The organism is Amycolatopsis palatopharyngis (genome assembly GCF_003385185.1).
In the GTDB taxonomy this organism is placed as follows: Bacteria; Actinomycetota; Actinomycetes; order Mycobacteriales; family Pseudonocardiaceae; genus Amycolatopsis; species Amycolatopsis palatopharyngis.
On the sequence record NZ_PQHZ01000059.1, the window covers coordinates 17,596 to 34,108 of the forward strand.

Genomic DNA, 16,513 nt, shown 5'->3' on the forward strand with positions numbered 1-16,513 from the left:
CGCCGTCCGCTCACGCCCCACCGACCTCCGCGGCCATCGCGTCGGCAATCACCTTGAGACCCACATGCCCCATAGCGCCTCCATCCACCGGGATGTCAGCGCCAGTGATCCAGGCAGATTCGTCGGACAGCAGGAATGCCACCAGTGGCGCGACGTCGACGGGAGCGCCAATCCTGCCCATCGGCACGATGCTGACCCAGGCGTCGACGAAACGTTCGGGCGTCTGCGTCTGCATCGGGGTCTCGACGTAGCCGGGCAAGATGCTGTTGACCCGGATCCCCGCGCCACCCAACTCCATGCTCGCGATACGCGACAGACCCCGCAGTGCCCACTTGCTGACCCCGTAGCCAGCTGCCAGATGTGCCCCGGCGCCCGCGACCGAGCTGATGTTGATGATCGATCCGCCCTCGGTCATCAGGGGTGAGACGGCCTGGATGCCCAGCAACGGCCCCGTCGTGTTCACGGCCAGCAGTGCGTTCCAGTCCTCCAGGCTTACGTGCTGCAGACGCCCCGCCGGGCCCCGCGACCGGAGGATTCCGGCGTTGTTTACCAGCCCGTGGACCTGGCCGTACCGGTCCCGAAGCGCCCGGGCAAGCTCACTCCAGTCCTGGGGCGAGGTCACGTCGAGCCGATGGAACTCAGCGCCCGCCGGTAGGTCGTATACCGGCTCGACGATATCGGTGACCACGACCCGCGCACCTTGGGCGGCGAGCGCGACGGTCACGCACTGCCCCAACCCGCGGGCACCGCCGGTGAGTACCACGACCTTGTCGGCCAATCTCGTCATCACTGATCACCTCTGTGCGTCGGGGTCGCTCATCACTCTCGGAGCAGGACCGGAACCTGGCGGGCGCCCCAAAGGGGCGAATACCTCTTGCGTGCGTGTGAATTCCGAAGGGACGAATCGAACGTAATCCGGCTAATCCGCATCGGTCCAACTCTCAATCCTTGTACCAGCCATAGGCAACACTTATAGTCACCCGGGCGAGGACGGCTTGGACGAGCACGCCTTAGCCGTAGAGGACCGAACGGTGGCGGGCAACCGATCCCTCCCCCGGCAGATGGAGACTTCGTGGAAGTTCGACAGGCTCGCCATTTCCTGGCCATCGTCGACCACGGAACGACAGGACGCGCCGCGAAGAAACTCCACATGACCCAGCCGGCACTGTCGCAGTCGATCGTGGCACTCGAGCGGGAGTTGCGCGCCCAGCTGTTCGCCCGCTCGACCCGCGGAATGACACTCACGTCAGCGGGCGAGACCCTGGTTCAACCCGCCCGGCGGCTGGTCGAATCGTCGATCCGGGCGCTCGCCGCCGTCGAGGAAAGCGTAGACGTTCCACACGGGGAGCTCACGGTCGCCGTGATGCCGGCGCTGGCCTCGGCACCGGTCTCGTCCTGGGTTTCTCGTTTCAGGGACCGCTATCCGCACGTGGTGGTGCGTCTGCTCTCCTACTACGGCGACGAGAATGTCGACACCTTCTTCGACCGCCATGAGGTCGAACTTCTCGTCGCGTTCGTGGGTGCCCCTGGCGCCGACCGGGTGCGGTGCGTGGAGGGCGGCACGCAAGAGATGGTCGTCGCGCTCCCGCCAGGAACATCGGTCGATGAGGGCCCTACCGTGCGGCTCGACCAGATCGCCCACCTCCCATTCGTCGTGGCGCCCCCGAACACCTCCATGCGAAGGCTTCTGGTCGAGGCGTTCGACCGGATCGGTGCCACGCTCACCGTGTCCGTCGAATCGCCGTTCATGGACGCTCTACCCAGTCTGGTCGCGGCCGGCGCCGGCGGCGCGATCCTGCCTGCCGAAAGGGCGGATGCCCTGCGTGCGGCCGGATCGCTCCTCAAGCATCCCGCTCCACCGATCAACCGGCGTTACTACCTCTTCTACTCCCAGCACCATCTGTCCTACGCCGCACAAGCGTTCATCCGCACCGTGTCATCAGGACTGTGACGGCTCACCGCGATCGCGACGGACAGCTGGCTATAAGGACCAGTTATGGGGGTGGTAGGCAGATCGGATTGGATGTGGAATGCGCCACAACGCACGATGTACGTGCCCCCGGGGCCAATTGCCCGAGCGTCCAATTGTGAACTAAGGACGCTTGCCAGGTCAGCACTGCGGTCCCGTACGAACAAACGACCGAGGAGCGTCAGCGTGGACGCAGAGCTCGAGAGTGCCCGACCGCCACAGGATGTCGAAGCGACGACTCCCATCGGCCGGGCCACAAAGGACACCCGAAAAGTCGTCGCCGCCAGCACCATCGGAACAGCGATCGAGTACTACGACTACTTCATCTTCGGCACGGCCGCGGCGACGGTCTTCCCAGCTCTCTTCTTCCCCGATTTCAGCCCTGCGGCGGGGACTCTCGCGTCGTTCGCGGCCTTCGGCGCCGGATTTCTGGCTCGTCCTCTTGGTGCCGCCGTTGCAGGGCATTACGGCGACCGAATCGGCCGCAAGTCCATGTTGGTGGCAACGCTGCTGGTCATGGGTATCGCGACATTCCTCATCGGCCTGCTTCCGCCATACAGCGTCATCGGCATCTGGGCGCCGATCCTGCTCGTCCTGCTCCGGCTCGCCCAAGGATTCGGGGTCGGCGGTGAGCTGCCGGGCGCGCAGTTGATGTGTGTGGAGCACGCGCCCCGGGGACGCCGAGGCTTCTTCGGGAGCTGGCCGCAGGCGGCCTCGCCGATCGGCCTCGCGATGTCGACTGGCGCCTTCGTCATAATGAGTGCCGTGGTGTCGAACCAACAGTTCACCCACTGGGGTTGGCGCATTCCGTTCCTGCTGACCGGCGTGCTGGTGGGCGTGGGGATTTTCGTTCGGTTGAAGACCCACGAGAGTCCGGAGTTCGAGCGCGTGCGACAGCAGAGTACACAGGAGAAGATGCCGATACGCGTGTTCATACGTGATGCCCGGTTCCAGGCCGCGCGCGGGATCGGCATGTACCTCGGCGTCACGGTCGTCTACTACGTCCTCACCACCTTCCTGATCGCATACGCGATCGGCACGCTGGAGATGCCACGGACGACGGTGCTGTTCGTGGTGCTCGCGACCCAGCCGATCTTCTTCGCCATCTGCCTCGCCGGCGGTGCGCTGTCCGACCGGTTCGGCAGGCGCTCCATCTACGTCGTCGGCACCCTCGGCGCCGGAGTCGCTGCGTTCCCGGCGTTCGCCCTCATCGACCAGGCGTCCTCCGTCAGTCTCTTCCTGGGCATGCTGCTGCTCGGCGGTTTCCTCTTCCTCTACGTCGGGGTACAAGGCGCCTTCTTCGCCGAATTGTTCGACGTGCGAATCCGCTACACGGGGACCTCGCTGTCCATCGGCATCGCCACACTCGTGGGCGGAGCGTTCACCCCGGCCGTCGGCACACTGCTTGCCAATCGATTCGGCAGCAGCGGTGTCGCGTTCCTCGTCCTCGGCGTCTCGCTGATCGCCGCGACCGCGGCCTGGGTCGGCGGAGGAGGTCGGGCCGTGGACCGGCCCGAGCGTCAGACCGTCTGAGCCGGACCGCGGGAGCCTCGATATGGCGCGATGAGTCAATGGTCTACCCGTTGGCGCAGCTCGGTGCGATGCCGCACGAGGACATGCCGCCCGACGTACGCGGTCTCTACGTTAAGGCCGCGTCGGTTGCGGCGGTGTCCCGGCGAGTCGGACGCTGCACTGGTTTGCCGTTGCCGAGCTGGGATTCGGTCGGCGTCAGCCGAAGGTGCGGGTGGCCGATGGCAAGCCGGGCCAGGAGGTTCAGGTCGATTTCGGGAGGCTCGGGCTGATCCCGAATCCGGCGACCGGGCGGCGGCGGGTCGGTCTCTGCGCTTTGACCGTGAGTCCAGCCTCAGCAGCCTGGCCAAGTGGACCGCGTCCTTGGCATCGGTCTTGACCCGATCACCGCAAAGGCCACTGCAACTTCGAGGGCACGGCCACGACACACCGGATGCCCACCCCAGTCAACGCGCAAGCCAGCCCGAACCCCGTCGGGCCCGCTTCATAAGTGACCGCCACCGGCCCCGGCAGGTCCCCGATCCAGGACCGAATGTGCTTATGTGACGGGACCAGTCTCGCCTGGATCAACTCGCCAGTGACGCCATTGATCGCTGCTGACGCAACCGATCGAGCGTACGAGCGTGCACGTCGAGCCCCACGCTCGTACGCTCGATAAACACCGGGTCCTCCCACAACTGTCGGATAGGCCGAGCAGGCGGCCCCTGCCCGGCAACCCACGAATCTTGTGAGCGAGGCCCCGGCTCGCAACCACTCAACCAAGCGGTCACCCATACCGTCTAGGACAGTGGAAAGGCACCTGCCCTGCCGAGCAGTGCGGGCACTGGCTTGCGGAGACGCTCGCCCAGCCAGTCCGCGGTCTCGGCGACCTGCTCGAACCGCATGCCGGTGTCGATGCCCATCCGGTGCAGCGCGTACAGCAGGTCCTCGGTGGCGATGTTGCCGGTGGCTGCGGGGGCGAAGGGGCAGCCGCCGAACCCGCCGATGCTGGCGTCCAGCGCGTCGGCCCCGCACTCTATGGCGGCGATCGCGTTGGCATAGCCGGTGTTGCGGGTGTTGTGAAAATGGCAGCGCAACTGGATTCCGGGTGCGATCTTGGTGGCACCGGCTAGCAGTTCGCGCACCTGGGTAGGCACGCCGACGCCGATAGTGTCGGCCAGCGCGATCTCGTCGGGTTCGGACGGCAGCACCCGGCGAATCAGGTTGAGTACCGTGGCGACGGGCACGTCGCCCTCGAACGGGCAGCCGAACGCCGCCGCGATCGTGACGGTTCGCGGGATTCCGGCCGCGCGGGCGTCGGCGGCCAGCCGCTCCCAGACGGCGAGGCCCTCGTCGACGGTGCAGCCCTGGTTGCGTTTGCTGAACTCGTCGGTGGCCACGACCACGACGTTGATCTCATCGACCCCGGCGGCCAGTGCGCGCTCCAGCCCGCGCTGGTTGAGTACCAGGCCAGAGTAGGAGACGTCGTCGGTGCGCGAAAGCCCGGCCATCACTGCCTCGGCGTCGGCCATCTGCGGCACCCGCCCGGGATGGACGAAACTGACCGCCTCGATCCTGCGCGCACCCGCCTCGACGCTGCGTTGCACCAGGCGAATCTTGTCCTCGACACCGAGGACCGTCGGCTCGTTCTGCAATCCGTCGCGCGGTGCTACCTCGACAACCGAGATCTCCCTCATGAACACCCCTTGCATGCAATCATTGGATAGTTCCAGAGTCGAACAGCGACAATGCTTGTGTCAAGCCTCACCTTCGCGCTACATTGCGTGCAATTCGAGGAGGTTCATTGTGGTTCGTGCCGTCGATCGCGTTTACTCGGCCCTTCGCGACGGCATCCTGGAGGGCCGATACACCGCCGGCACCCGGCTCGGCGAGGCAGAACTGGCTGAAATCACCGGCTCTTCCCGCACCCCGGTGCGGGAGGCGCTGCGGCAGCTGGAGATGGAGGGCCTCGTCGAGGTGCTCCCCCACCGGGGGGCGCGCGTTGCGGAGTGGACGGCGGAGGATCTCGAGGAAATCTACGACTTGCGCACGCTGCTGGAGGGTTACGCGGCCGCCCGCGCGGCCAGCCGGATCAAGGCCAAGGACATCGATCGGATGGACGAGCTGTGCGGGCTGATGGAGGAGGCCGCGGCCGCGGGCCCGCACCAGGATCTCGATCGGGTCGCCGAGTGCAACGCCGAGTTCCACGAGATCGTCCGCTCGGCGGCCGCGAGCACGCGCCTGGTCACGATGCTCAACGCCGTCGTGCAGCTACCGCTGGTGGTGCGCACGTTCCATCGCTACTCCCTCGATGACCTGGCCCGCAGCGCTGCGCACCATCGGGACCTGGTCGCCGCGCTGCGAATCGGCGACAGAGCGTGGGCCGAATCGGTGATGCGGTCCCACGTGCTCGCCGCGAAATCCGTCCTGCTGCGCGCCGCAGCTGACACGAGAGAGACGAGGAAGGGCTAGATGTCGACCGACACCACACCAACCGAGGGGCCGCTCGCGGATCTCCGCGTCGTGGAAATGGGCCAGCTGTTGGCGGGCCCGTTCTGCGGGCAACTGCTCGGTGACTTTGGGGCAGAGGTGATCAAGCTCGAGGCACCGGGCGCGGGCGATCCCATGCGGCAGTGGGGGCGGGAGAAATCACACGGCAAGTCGTTGTGGTGGCCGGTGGTCGCCCGGAACAAGAAGTCGGTCACATGCAACCTGCGCGCCCCGGAAGGCCAGGAGCTCGCCCGACGAATCATCGACAAGGCCGACATCGTGGTGGAGAACTTCCGGCCAGGCACACTTGAGCGCTGGGGGCTGGACTACGACCGGCTGCGCGAGACCAACCCTGGCCTGGTCCTGGTTCGGGTCACCGGGTTCGGACAGACCGGCCCCTATGCGCCACGGGCCGGGTACGGCTCGATCGGCGAGGCGATGGGCGGGATCCGCTACGTCACCGGCGATCCGACGAACCCACCCTCGCGCGCCGGGATCTCCCTGGGCGATTCGCTGGCCGCCGTGTTCGCGGCGATCGGTGCGCTGGCCGCGGTGCACAACCGCAAACGGACCGGACGCGGCCAGGTTGTGGACTCGGCGATCTACGAAGCCGTGCTGGGCATGATGGAGTCACTGCTGCCGGAATGGGCGGTCGGCGGCTATCAGCGGGAACGTACCGGTTCGGTGTTGCCCAACGTGTCACCGAGCAACGTCTACCCGACCAAGGGTGGCGAAATGGTGCTCGTGGCAGCCAACCAGGACACCGTCTTCGCCCGGATGGCGGCGGTGATGGGGCGTCCGGAGCTCGCCGAGGACGAGCGGTATGCCACGCATGCCGCGCGCGGCCGTAACATGGCCGAGCTGGATGAGTTGATCGGCGAGTGGTCCGTGCAGTTCGGCAGCGACGAGCTGCTGGACACGCTGCATGAGGGCGGCGTGCCCGCAGGCCGGATCTACACCGCGCGGGACATGTTCGCCGACCCGCATTTCGCCGCGCGGGAGGCGATCGTCCGGCTCGCACACCCTGACTTCGGGGAACTACCGATGCACAACGCCTTCCCCCGGCTCAGCGAAACCCCTGGCAGTGTACGACACCCGGGCCCAGCGCTGGGTGAGCACAACGCGGACGTCTACGGCCGCCTGCTGGAAATCGACGAGCCCGGCATCGCTGCGCTCTCCGAGCGCGGCGTGATCTAACCCAAACCTTTGAGGAGGCAGGATGACTTACCGCCTCGGTGTCGACGTGGGAGGCACGTTCACCGACGTGCTGCTCGTCGAGGAGGACACCGGAACAAGCTACCGCGCGAAAACCGCGTCCACGCCGCAGGATCAGTCGATCGGCGTGTGCAGCGGTATTCAGAAGGTCTGCGCCGACGCGGGGATCGAACTCTCCGACGTCGCGCAGGTGCTGCATGGCACCACCGTCGCCACCAACGCGATCCTGCAGGGTCGCGGCGCCCGCGTCGGGCTCGTAACCACCGAGGGGTTCCGCCAGGTGCTGCAGATCGCCCGCTCGTACGTGCCCGGCGGGTTGGCAGGCTGGATCATCTGGCCCAAACCCGAACCCCTCGCCAAGCTGGAACACACGGTCGAGGTGCCCGGCCGCATCGCGGCAGACGGCTCGGTGGTGACACCTTTGGACGAGGACCGGACGCGAGCGAACCTGCGCACGCTCGCCGACGCCGGGATCGAGGCCCTGACGATCTCGCTGATCAACTCTTATGCCAATGACGAACACGAGCGCCGGGTGGCCGAAATCGCCGCCGAGGAGCTGCCGGGCATTCCGGTGTCGCTGTCCAGCCATGTGTTGCCGGAGATGCGGGAGTACGAGCGCACCGTCACCACGGTGGCTAACAGCTACGTGCAGCCGGAAGTGTCCCGCTACGTGCGCAACCTGGACAACTCTTTATGTGAGAACGGAATTTCCGCCCCACTGTCCATTTTGCGTAGTGATGGCGGACTCACCGAGGCGAGCAAGGCCGCCGAGGACCCGGTCGCGCTGCTGCTGTCCGGGCCTGCAGGCGGTGTGACGGGCGCGGTTTGGTTCGCCGAGCAGGCGGGGTTCCCCGATTTCCTCACCTTCGACATGGGCGGCACGTCCACCGATGTCGCGCTGGTGCTGGACGGCAAGCCCAGGGTCGGCCGGGAAACGGCGGTCGGTGACCTGACCGTGCGAGCCACGAGCGTGGACGTGCGGACCGTCGGCGCCGGTGGCGGCTCGATCTCTCACGTTCCGGAGCTCACCAAGGCTCTGCGTGTGGGTCCGCAGTCGGCGGGCGCCGCACCAGGGCCGGCGGCCTACGGCACGGGCGGCACCGAGCCGACCGTGACCGACGCCAACGTTGTGCTCGGCTACCTGCCCAGTGAGCTGGCCGGCGGAGAGATCTCGCTGGACGTCGACGCCAGCCGCACGGCGGTCGCCACCATTGCCGACGCGATGGGGCTGCCCAGCGTGGAGGCAGCCGCGGCAGGCATCGTCGACATCGTCAACGAGAACATGTTCGGCGCGCTGCGCCTGGTCAGCGTGCAGCAGGGCTTCGACCCGCGGGACTTCGCGCTGGTCTCCTTCGGCGGCGCCGGCCCGCTGCATGCCAACGCCCTCGGCAGGCTCACCGGCTCGTGGCCCGTCATCGTCCCGCCCTCGCCCGGCGTGCTGTGTGCCTACGGCGACGCCACGACGTGCGCGCGCGACGAGAGCGCCCGAACCCTAGTCCGCGCGTTCTCCGCCACCACCGATGACGAGCTGCGTGGAGTGATCGGCGAACTGGCCGACTCGGCGGCCGAGCGGTTGGCCACCGAGGGGGTGCCCCGGGACCAGCAGAACGCGCGTTACCAGGTCGACCTGCGCTATCACGGTCAGGGTTTCGAAATACCGGTCGAACTGGATCCGGAGACGCTCGACGGTGGCGACCTGCTGGCCGCGCTGGGTGCGGCGTTCGACGCCGAGCACAAGCGGCTCTTCTCTTTTCTGCTGGACAACGAGCGCGAGGTGATCAACTTCAGGGTCACGGTGAGCGGACCACGTCCCGATGTCGCCTGGCAACGGCTCGACGAGGGCACCGACGATCCGAGCCAGGCACTGACTCGCGACACCGAGGTTTGGATGGACGGCGCCTACATCAAGGCCGCCATCTACGATCGCGACAAGCTACTCGCCGGCAATGTCGTCACCGGTCCGGCGATCGTGGTCGAGATGGACTCGACCACCCTCGTCCTTCCCGACCACGCCGCGACCGTCCACACCAGTGGCAGCCTGCTGATTCGTCCTTTGGAGGGATGATGGCCGAGATCCTGCAAACCAACACCGAACCGGTCGCGAAGGTCGATGTCGACCCGGTCACCCTGGACATCATCGAGAACGCGCTACGCAACGCCCGTTACGAGATGGACGAGGTGCTCTTCCGTACGGCTCTCTCGCCAGGAATCCGCGAGCAGCACGACGAGTTCCCGTTGATCGCCAATCCCAGCGGGAAGATGGTCGTCGGCCAGTTCGGACTGTCCGTTCCGGACTTCCTGGATAACTTCGCCGGCACCGTCGGCGAGGGTGACATCCTGCTCACTTCCGATCCGTACGCGTGCGGTGCGGCGATCAGTCACGCCAACGACTGGCTGCTCGTGGTCCCCATCTACCACAGCGGACGGGTGGTCGGCTGGTCGTCGATGTTCGGGCACATGTCTGACGTCGGCGGCAAGACACCGTGCTCGATGCCGTCGGACTCGCGCACCATCTATGAGGAAGGTGTGGTGATCCCGCCGTTCAAGCTCTACGACGGCGGCGAGGTCAACACCGCCGCACTGGATATCATTCTGAACCAGGTTCGAATGCCGGACTGGAACCGCGCCGACCTCAACGGGTTGGTCGCCGCGTGCACTACAGCGGCCCGCCGGGTGACCGAACTGTGCGACCGTTTCGGCGTCGAGGTCTACCTCTCCGCGCTGGACGCCCTGCTAGAACGCAACTACCAGGCGATGAAGGTCCTGCTCGCCACCCTGTTTACCGACGGCGAGACGCTCGAGTTCAGCGACTACATCTGCGACGACGGCTGCGGCTACGGGCCGTACGAGTTGAAGATCAAGCTCACCCGCCACGGCGAGAAGGTGCACCTGGACTTCAGCGAGGCCGCGCCGCAGGCGGTCGGGCCGGTAAACTATTTCATCAACGAGAACCTGGTCCGGATGTTCTTCGGCATCTACGTGATCACAGTGGCCGACCCGCAGATCCTGTGGAACGACGGGTTCTACCCGCTGATCGACGTCACAATTCCCGAAGACTCATTCTGGAAACCGCGCTACCCGGCCGCGCTCAACGCCCGCAACCACGGGATCGGGCGGGTGTTCGACCTGTTCGGCGGCCTGCTCGGGCAGACAAACCCGGAGATCCTCAACGCAGCGGGATTCTCCTCCTCGCCGCACTTCATGTACTCCGGACACTACGACTCAGGGCCGAGGGAGGGCGAATGGTTCCAGCTGTACTCCATCGGGTTCGGCGGTGTGCCGGGGCGGCCGATGGGCGACGGCCCGGACGGGCACTCGCTGTGGCCGTCGTTCGTCAACATCCCCTGTGAATACCTGGAGTCGTACTACCCCCTGCGAATCGACCGGTGGGAGACGATTCCCGACTCCGGTGGCGCCGGGCTGCACCGCGGCGGCAACGGCGTAGACGTGGCCTACCACTTCGAGCAGCCCGGCACCATCGCCATCCACGACGACCGCTGGCTCACCTATCCCTGGGGAGTCAACGGCGGCAAGCCGGGTGCGCGGGGGCGCAAGTGGATCAAGCGTGCATCCGGCGAGGTCGACGTGCTGCCAAGCAAGTGTCACGATGTCCCAGTCGGCCTCGGAGACGTGCTGCATTTCGTCACCTGGGGTGGAGGTGGCTGGGGTGACCCGCTGGCACGGGATCCCGAACTCGTGGCGCTGGAAGTCCGGCGCGGGCTGCTCACCGTCGAGGGCGTGCGCGAGGGCTACGGCGTGGTCTATACCGCTAACAACGAGGTTGACGCCGAGGCCACCGAGCAGTTACGGGCGCGACTCAGGGCCGACCGCGACGAGCTCACCGTCTTCGACATGGGACCGCCGATAGAGGATATCCTCGCCCGCTGCGAGGCCGAGACGGGGCTAGCCGCGCCGAAACCGCCAGTCGACATCCGCAGGGTGGTTCCCTCGTGACCGACCTGGTCGACGACTACCGCGCCGCCGGGTTCAGCGGCCGCCTTGGCTGCGGCCGCCGCCCGGCGGTGCTAGCGGTCGACCTCGTGCAGGCCTACCTCACCGCCGGCTCACCCCTGCACGCGCCGGTGGAAGCTGCGGTCGCCGCGTCCGCGCGACTCGTGGCCTCCGCGCGAGCGGCCCGGTTGCCGGTACTGTTCACCCGGGTCACCTACCAACCCGGCGGTGTCGACGGGGGACTGTTCTGGCAAAAGATCCCGTCGCTGCGAGTGTTCGAGGAAGGCAACCCGCTGGGTGCGTTCACAGCCGACCCCGCACCGAACGAGGGCGACCCGGTGATCAGCAAGCAATACGCAAGCGCGTTCCACGGCACGTCACTCGCCGCGACGCTCACCACAGCCGGGATCGACACGCTGTTCATCTGCGGGCTGACCACCAGCGGGTGCATCAGGGCCAGCGCCACCGACGCGCTGCAACACGGTTTCCGCCCGCTGGTAGTCGCCGACGCCTGCGGCGATCGGGACCCCAGGCTGCACGAGGCGAACCTGCTCGACCTCGGCGCGAAGTACGCCGACGTGCTCCGGCTAGACGAAGCGCTCACACTGATCCAACGAACGCCCTGACCGTACGGCACGCTCCTACCTCGCCCACCGCCGACCTATAGTCGAGGAGTAGGACGTTGACCACGATTTCCCGTACGACGAGTAAACCTTACGACGCCCTCCGAGGCCCTCTGTAGTAGCGGTCATCTGGCAAGATCCCCGAACGAGGTAGGACCGGGCAATGAGTGTCCGGATTATCTGATTTGTATCTTCGTAGATCCGGCCAATCTTCGCGTCGGCCCGGAGGCGAGTGGGCGGGGTCCTTCCTGTCCGGGAGTACTGCGCCACGCTGATATCCGGCTTCCGCAAGCCCGACTACGGCGTCGGCGACGTCGAAGAGAGGGTGGCACGGTTTCGGGAACGCTACGAGCGCTGCACACTCGACGCGTTCCACCGTGAACTATGAGTTTTTCGCATGCTACGGCCGCACGCTGCGGCGAACAGCATCGGCGGTTCGCTGCTGATCGGGCAGCCGTACGCGCTCCGGTGAGGGCGCGTACGGCACCGGGGTGTACTCCGCCGCGACTCGGATGACCGGCGCGTCCAGGTTCCAGACGCCTTCCTCCGCGGCGACCGCAGCGAGCTCGGCGCCAACACCGAACTTGCCCACGGCCTGGTGGACAAATGACCAGCCGGTTCGTCTTCGCCAGCGACCGCAGCACCGTCTCGGTATCCAATGGCGAGATCGTTCGCAAGTCGATCACTTCAACACTGATTCCCTCACCCGCCAGTGTTTCCGCGACCGCAGCAGTGGGACCGTAACGCGAGCGGTGCCTCTCTTGACCAGAGAGGCGCCGCTCACGACACAGTCCCCTGCGGTGCGGTGCTGTCGATGATCGCTCCGCACAGACAGGCAGCTAGATGGTTGATTCCGTGAAGGTTTTGTATGTGGTGCCTGGTCAACCCCAAGATCGGCGAGCGCGAGGTGCTCGCCGCACTGCTCGAGCTCAACCATCACCTCATCCGCGACGGCCAAGTCCTGTTGGCGGACAAAGGTTTCACCGGGAAAGACTTCAAGCAGCTCGTCGACGCCATGGGGCTACGCCTGCTCCGCCCGGACCGCAAGGATGAGACCTACCGCAACGGCAACCTTGGCGGCGTGCGGCAGCGGATCGAGTCGGTCAACCAAACCCTCAAGGGCCAACTGGACCTCGAAGCGCACGGCGGACGCACCCCGCACGGCGTGTTCACCCGCGTCGCACAACGCCTCCTGGCCATGGCGACCGCGATCTGGCACAACTGGACCACCGGCGCGACCAGCAAAAGGTCACTGATCGCGCTCGACCACTAACACCAGCTACACGGAATCAATTATCTAGATGTAGGAGGGACAGGGCACTTTCGCGCAAGGCTTTGTCGGCGCCGTCCAGAACCCCGCCGAGTTCGGCAAAGCCCTGATCGACTACGACACCTGGAAACAAAGCCCTGGACGCGCCATTGGCCACCTCATCCCCGACGCCATCGCAGCCGCGGCCACCGCCGGTACCGGCGGTGGCCGCCATCCGCGCCGGCCGGGGTGCCGTGAAAGGTGCGGAACGCGCCGCTGATGCTGTGGACGAGGACGGGGATGCCGCGAAGGCCGGAGAACGGGGTGCGGGGGCTGGTGGCCTGACCGTGTCGGAACAGCGCGCGGTCCGCTCTCTGGAGAAACAGGTCAGTGAGCACCAGGACAAACTCGCCGCATACCGCGACAACCCGGACGCGTTCGACAACAAAAGCATACTGAAGAACGCGCCGACGCTGGAGATCAGGCAACGAATAATCAATGATAGAATTCGGCACTTGGAAGCAGAAATAAAGATCTTTCAGCGGCAGATCGACGACATTCAAGGGGGCGGTTGATGAGCGACTCGGTGCGAATCCCTGTCGAACGCCTGCGGCAAGCCTGCACGCTGCTGCTGGACCACTTGGCGCAGAAAGAGAATGGTGTCGTCGACCTGGAACGTGACTACTTCTGGACCATCGACGACGACACCTTGTACAACGTGTACGCCGAACCTGCAGAACTGGGTGTAGGTCAGGTATCGGAATCGTGGGCGCAGCTAGAAGCGCTGCTCGATGGAACTGACGAGGTTCCCACTCGGCATTTGGTGTGGTTGGCCGAGGTGCTTCGTGCGGCGGGAACTCCGGAGACGCGAAAGCCTATGCCCTAGCAACCGATGCCATCCTGTCCCGATCGCTGCACCTGATCACGGGTCTTCCATCGCACTACCAAATACCCAAAGCTTGCGATGCGACTATGTCGCGTTTCGTGTGCTATTTTCTCTCGGCTTCGCTGTCGGTCAGGTGCTTGGTGCCGCTTCCGGCTCTACGTATCAGTCTGCGGTGCGCACATAACCTTGCTGAGGTCGTCGTTGTGGGTGGTGTGGTCGTAAGTGCAGGCAAATCTCACGGCTCCGTCGCTGACTACCGAAGCGAGGGTTGATCCAGCTGATCGTCGCCCGCGGGGGAGGGGACTCGCCCTTCTTGGGCATCGGACAAGAAGCGGGCTTCGCAGCTTTGCGGTGATCATTTGCCTGTGGAAAGAAGAGAGCATGACGGAAGATCGCTCGTCGAGACCTCCTGGTGGTGTTCTCGGACCTCTGTCGGAGGCGTCGAGCGACCGCTAAGAAGAACACGTGGGCAGCACTACCGAGAAGAATCTCGGCAAGCTGGCAGAGATCGCCCCGGATGGGCACCCCTTTCCCTTTGAGGCCAAGCCGCGGAGCTGAGCCGCTGACGCTTGGCCCCCTGCAGTCCGTGCTTGTAGCGCGAGCGTCATACCGCCGATCTGGTGAACTATCGATAGGCTCGTTGCTGTGCCGCTGACGCGGCACCCTGCTCGACCTGGTGAAAGGCTGTACTGATGGCTCAGAAGGTTCTTGTCGAAATCGTCGATGACCTCGACGGCGGCGAAGCGACGCAGACGGTGCCTTTCGCCCTTGACGGAGTTCAGTACGAGATCGACCTCTCCGACGAGAACGCCCGGGCGCTGCGCGACACATTCGAGCGCTACGTCGATGCAGGCCTGCGCACGGGCGGACGCAAGCTCCGGGTTGCGGCTGGTCAGTCGACAGTGGCCCGAAGCGGCCGCGCCACCACGTCGGCCGACCGCGAGCGCAACCAGCAGGTCCGCGCATGGGCAGCAGAGAACGGTTACGCGATCGCTGAGCGCGGGCGCATCCCGAAAGAGATCTACGAAGCATTCGACAATGGCGAGCCAGCCGCCTCGCAGCCCGTTGAGCCGGAGCCGGTTGAGGCTCCGGCCAAACCGGTGCGCAAGCGGGCCCCGAGGAAGAAGAAGGCTGGCGTCTGACAGCTGTTCCGTAAAAACCGAAGTGCACAAGGTGGAGGCAGCCGACAGTCATCGGCGGTATCAGTCCGGAGCAGACGTAGGATTTAAGGTTTGGCTTCGTCTGCCGCTGGCCAAAGCTCCCATCGACCGTGGGCGCCTTGGCGGACCTCGGCGGTCGGATACGTAGCTTGCAGTTCCTGAAGCTTGGCCATCACATCAGCAATGGGACCTGTTGGAACAGTGGCGAGGGGCTGAGGCTTTGGCGGTGTGAATTTCTTCGCCGTGGGAGAAGGCACGAAGATCGCTCGTAGTAGCGGTGGCAGCGTGCCGCGCCACTGCTCGCCAGTGAAGTCCGGCAACGCGTGCGCGCCACCCCATACGTGGCTGATCTGATAGGCCGTGCTGGCCGGACATCGTTCCCACCAACCGGGCATGAGCACTGACAGCTTCTCTGCGACAGATCCTCGGGCCGGTCGCGCTCGGAAGAGCTGTAACGTCAGGTCGTACTCGTGCCACTCTATTGGAGCTTGGCACTCTGAGCACATGTGCGTCGCGTCGAGCACCGGCATCTCGAGTAACGTCTTGAACCGGCGACGATCCTTCTGGCGTAGTTCCCGCAGCATGGGATACCGCCAGTAGCGCACGTGCTCGTCAAGATGCTGCTTTCGCCGCTCGGCGGGGAGGTATCCTCTGTTGTCGAGCACATCGTCCGGGTTGCCAACCTGCCGACGAAATTCCTGAGCCTCTGCCTGGCTCTCGTCTCGTCGTCGTGCAGCTTCCTTCAGCTGCGCGGCGCTGGCCGGCGCGTCGATGACATGTTGGAAGAAGGCCGCGTCAGCTTCTTTCCGGAGTAGCTGCCGCCGGGAATCCGCTCGCTTCTCGTCGTAGTCCTGCGCAACGAGTTCCGCTCGCCGGGTCTTGTCTTCCTCGACCTTCCTATCGGCTTCCTTGCACCAGCGCTGTTCAAACGCTTCGAGCTCTTCGTCGGTGTGTTCGCGTTGTCCTGCGCCGTTATTCCACTCCGCGAGTATCCTCCACACTCGATCATGTTCACGCTCGTGGCGGTCTTCCTCCCACCAGTTCCATATGAGTGCGATATCGCTGTTCATACGAATGAGGACCGACAGTGCCTCAAGCAGTTGGGGTCCGCTGGATATACCGCGAGGTTGCCGTGTCCACGTCACGCCGTTGGGAGCGGTGATCTGGACCAGCGCGTGCCCCGCAGGTTCGTCAGCCATTCTGGGTCCTCCCTCGTCTGCCTCCGCCCGTCACCGGGAGCCGGAGACAGCAGGACGCTTACTGTTCAACAGATTGCTATTGCACAAACGTCGAAATCAACAGAGCTGCCGAATTCAACTGAACTCGTGGGGGGTCTGTCTCAGGATCGGTGTCTTTGGCTCGGACACGCCGGACTGGTTCCGGCGGGATGGGCACAGTGAGTGATGACATCTGATGTTGTGAGCGCTGAGGAGAAGACCACCAGGCCGGCGAGGACGTCGT

At 65.5% G+C, this 16,513-nt stretch carries 14 protein-coding genes and 1 pseudogene; 11 read left to right on the top strand and 4 right to left on the bottom strand.

The features are described from left to right. Positions 1–10: 10 nt before the first annotated feature. On the bottom strand, positions 11–787 hold the full coding sequence (locus D0C15_RS29250) for an SDR family NAD(P)-dependent oxidoreductase (RefSeq protein WP_116051357.1): 777 nt from the start codon (positions 785–787) through the stop codon (positions 11–13). 285 nt (positions 788–1,072) lie between these two features. Here D0C15_RS29250 and D0C15_RS29255 point away from each other — a divergent pair, with 285 nt between their 5' ends. Both D0C15_RS29255 and D0C15_RS29260 read left to right on the top strand, forming a co-directional pair. After that, positions 1,073–1,951, top strand: a complete 879-nt coding sequence (locus D0C15_RS29255; protein WP_116051358.1) for a LysR family transcriptional regulator — start codon at positions 1,073–1,075, stop codon at positions 1,949–1,951. Between the two features lie 204 nt (positions 1,952–2,155). Then, positions 2,156–3,502 carry an MFS transporter gene (locus D0C15_RS29260; RefSeq protein WP_162830296.1) on the top strand — a complete coding sequence of 449 codons (1,347 nt, stop codon included), beginning with the start codon at positions 2,156–2,158 and terminating at the stop codon, positions 3,500–3,502. 776 nt (positions 3,503–4,278) lie between these two features. On the opposite strand, the gene D0C15_RS29270 is transcribed toward D0C15_RS29260, so the two are convergent. Further along, complete coding sequence (locus tag D0C15_RS29270; RefSeq protein WP_116051370.1) at positions 4,279–5,175, bottom strand: hydroxymethylglutaryl-CoA lyase; 897 nt, start codon at positions 5,173–5,175, stop codon at positions 4,279–4,281. Between the two features lie 109 nt (positions 5,176–5,284). Between D0C15_RS29270 and D0C15_RS29275 the strand changes: the two genes are divergently transcribed. From D0C15_RS29275 to D0C15_RS29295, 5 genes are read left to right on the top strand one after another with little or no spacing between them, the layout of a single operon-like run. Continuing rightward, a complete protein-coding gene (locus D0C15_RS29275; RefSeq protein ID WP_245976380.1) occupies positions 5,285–5,950 on the top strand; it encodes a GntR family transcriptional regulator in 666 nt (221 codons plus the stop codon). Next, positions 5,951–7,165 carry a CaiB/BaiF CoA transferase family protein gene (locus D0C15_RS29280; protein WP_116051361.1) on the top strand — a complete coding sequence of 405 codons (1,215 nt, stop codon included), beginning with the start codon at positions 5,951–5,953 and terminating at the stop codon, positions 7,163–7,165. Positions 7,166–7,187: 22 nt separating this feature from the next. Continuing rightward, positions 7,188–9,248 carry a hydantoinase/oxoprolinase family protein gene (locus D0C15_RS29285; protein WP_116051362.1) on the top strand — a complete coding sequence of 687 codons (2,061 nt, stop codon included), beginning with the start codon at positions 7,188–7,190 and terminating at the stop codon, positions 9,246–9,248. Next, positions 9,248–11,137 (top strand): hydantoinase B/oxoprolinase family protein, encoded by a 1,890-nt coding sequence (locus D0C15_RS29290; protein WP_116051363.1) that lies wholly within the window; start codon positions 9,248–9,250, stop codon positions 11,135–11,137. The genes D0C15_RS29285 and D0C15_RS29290 overlap by 1 nt, the downstream gene beginning before the upstream one ends. Next, the gene (locus tag D0C15_RS29295) at positions 11,134–11,760 is read left to right on the top strand and encodes an isochorismatase family protein (RefSeq protein ID WP_116051364.1); all 627 of its coding nucleotides are present in this window, start codon (positions 11,134–11,136) and stop codon (positions 11,758–11,760) included. Before D0C15_RS29290 ends, D0C15_RS29295 begins: the two co-directional genes overlap by 4 nt. A 397-nt stretch (positions 11,761–12,157) precedes the next feature. On the opposite strand, the gene D0C15_RS35255 is transcribed toward D0C15_RS29295, so the two are convergent. Beyond that, positions 12,158–12,349 carry a pyruvate dehydrogenase gene (locus tag D0C15_RS35255; RefSeq protein WP_245976381.1) on the bottom strand — a complete coding sequence of 64 codons (192 nt, stop codon included), beginning with the start codon at positions 12,347–12,349 and terminating at the stop codon, positions 12,158–12,160. Positions 12,350–12,625: 276 nt separating this feature from the next. On the opposite strand from D0C15_RS35255, the pseudogene D0C15_RS29305 reads away from it, so the two are divergent. The 4 genes and pseudogenes from D0C15_RS29305 to D0C15_RS29320 all read left to right on the top strand — a co-directional run. Continuing rightward, positions 12,626–13,030: pseudogene (locus D0C15_RS29305) on the top strand (transposase); the annotation flags it as partial. 200 nt (positions 13,031–13,230) lie between these two features. Further along, the gene (locus tag D0C15_RS29310) at positions 13,231–13,581 is read left to right on the top strand and encodes a hypothetical protein (RefSeq protein WP_162830297.1); all 351 of its coding nucleotides are present in this window, start codon (positions 13,231–13,233) and stop codon (positions 13,579–13,581) included. Further along, a complete protein-coding gene (locus tag D0C15_RS29315; RefSeq protein WP_116051366.1) occupies positions 13,581–13,892 on the top strand; it encodes a hypothetical protein in 312 nt (103 codons plus the stop codon). The genes D0C15_RS29310 and D0C15_RS29315 overlap by 1 nt, the downstream gene beginning before the upstream one ends. Positions 13,893–14,584: 692 nt before the next feature. Further along, positions 14,585–15,034, top strand: a complete 450-nt coding sequence (locus D0C15_RS29320) for a histone-like nucleoid-structuring protein Lsr2 (RefSeq protein ID WP_116051367.1) — start codon at positions 14,585–14,587, stop codon at positions 15,032–15,034. Between the two features lie 83 nt (positions 15,035–15,117). Here D0C15_RS29320 and D0C15_RS34315 read toward each other — a convergent pair whose 3' ends face one another. Further along, positions 15,118–16,251, bottom strand: a complete 1,134-nt coding sequence (locus D0C15_RS34315) for a hypothetical protein (protein WP_162830298.1) — start codon at positions 16,249–16,251, stop codon at positions 15,118–15,120. Positions 16,252–16,513: the final 262 nt, after the last annotated feature.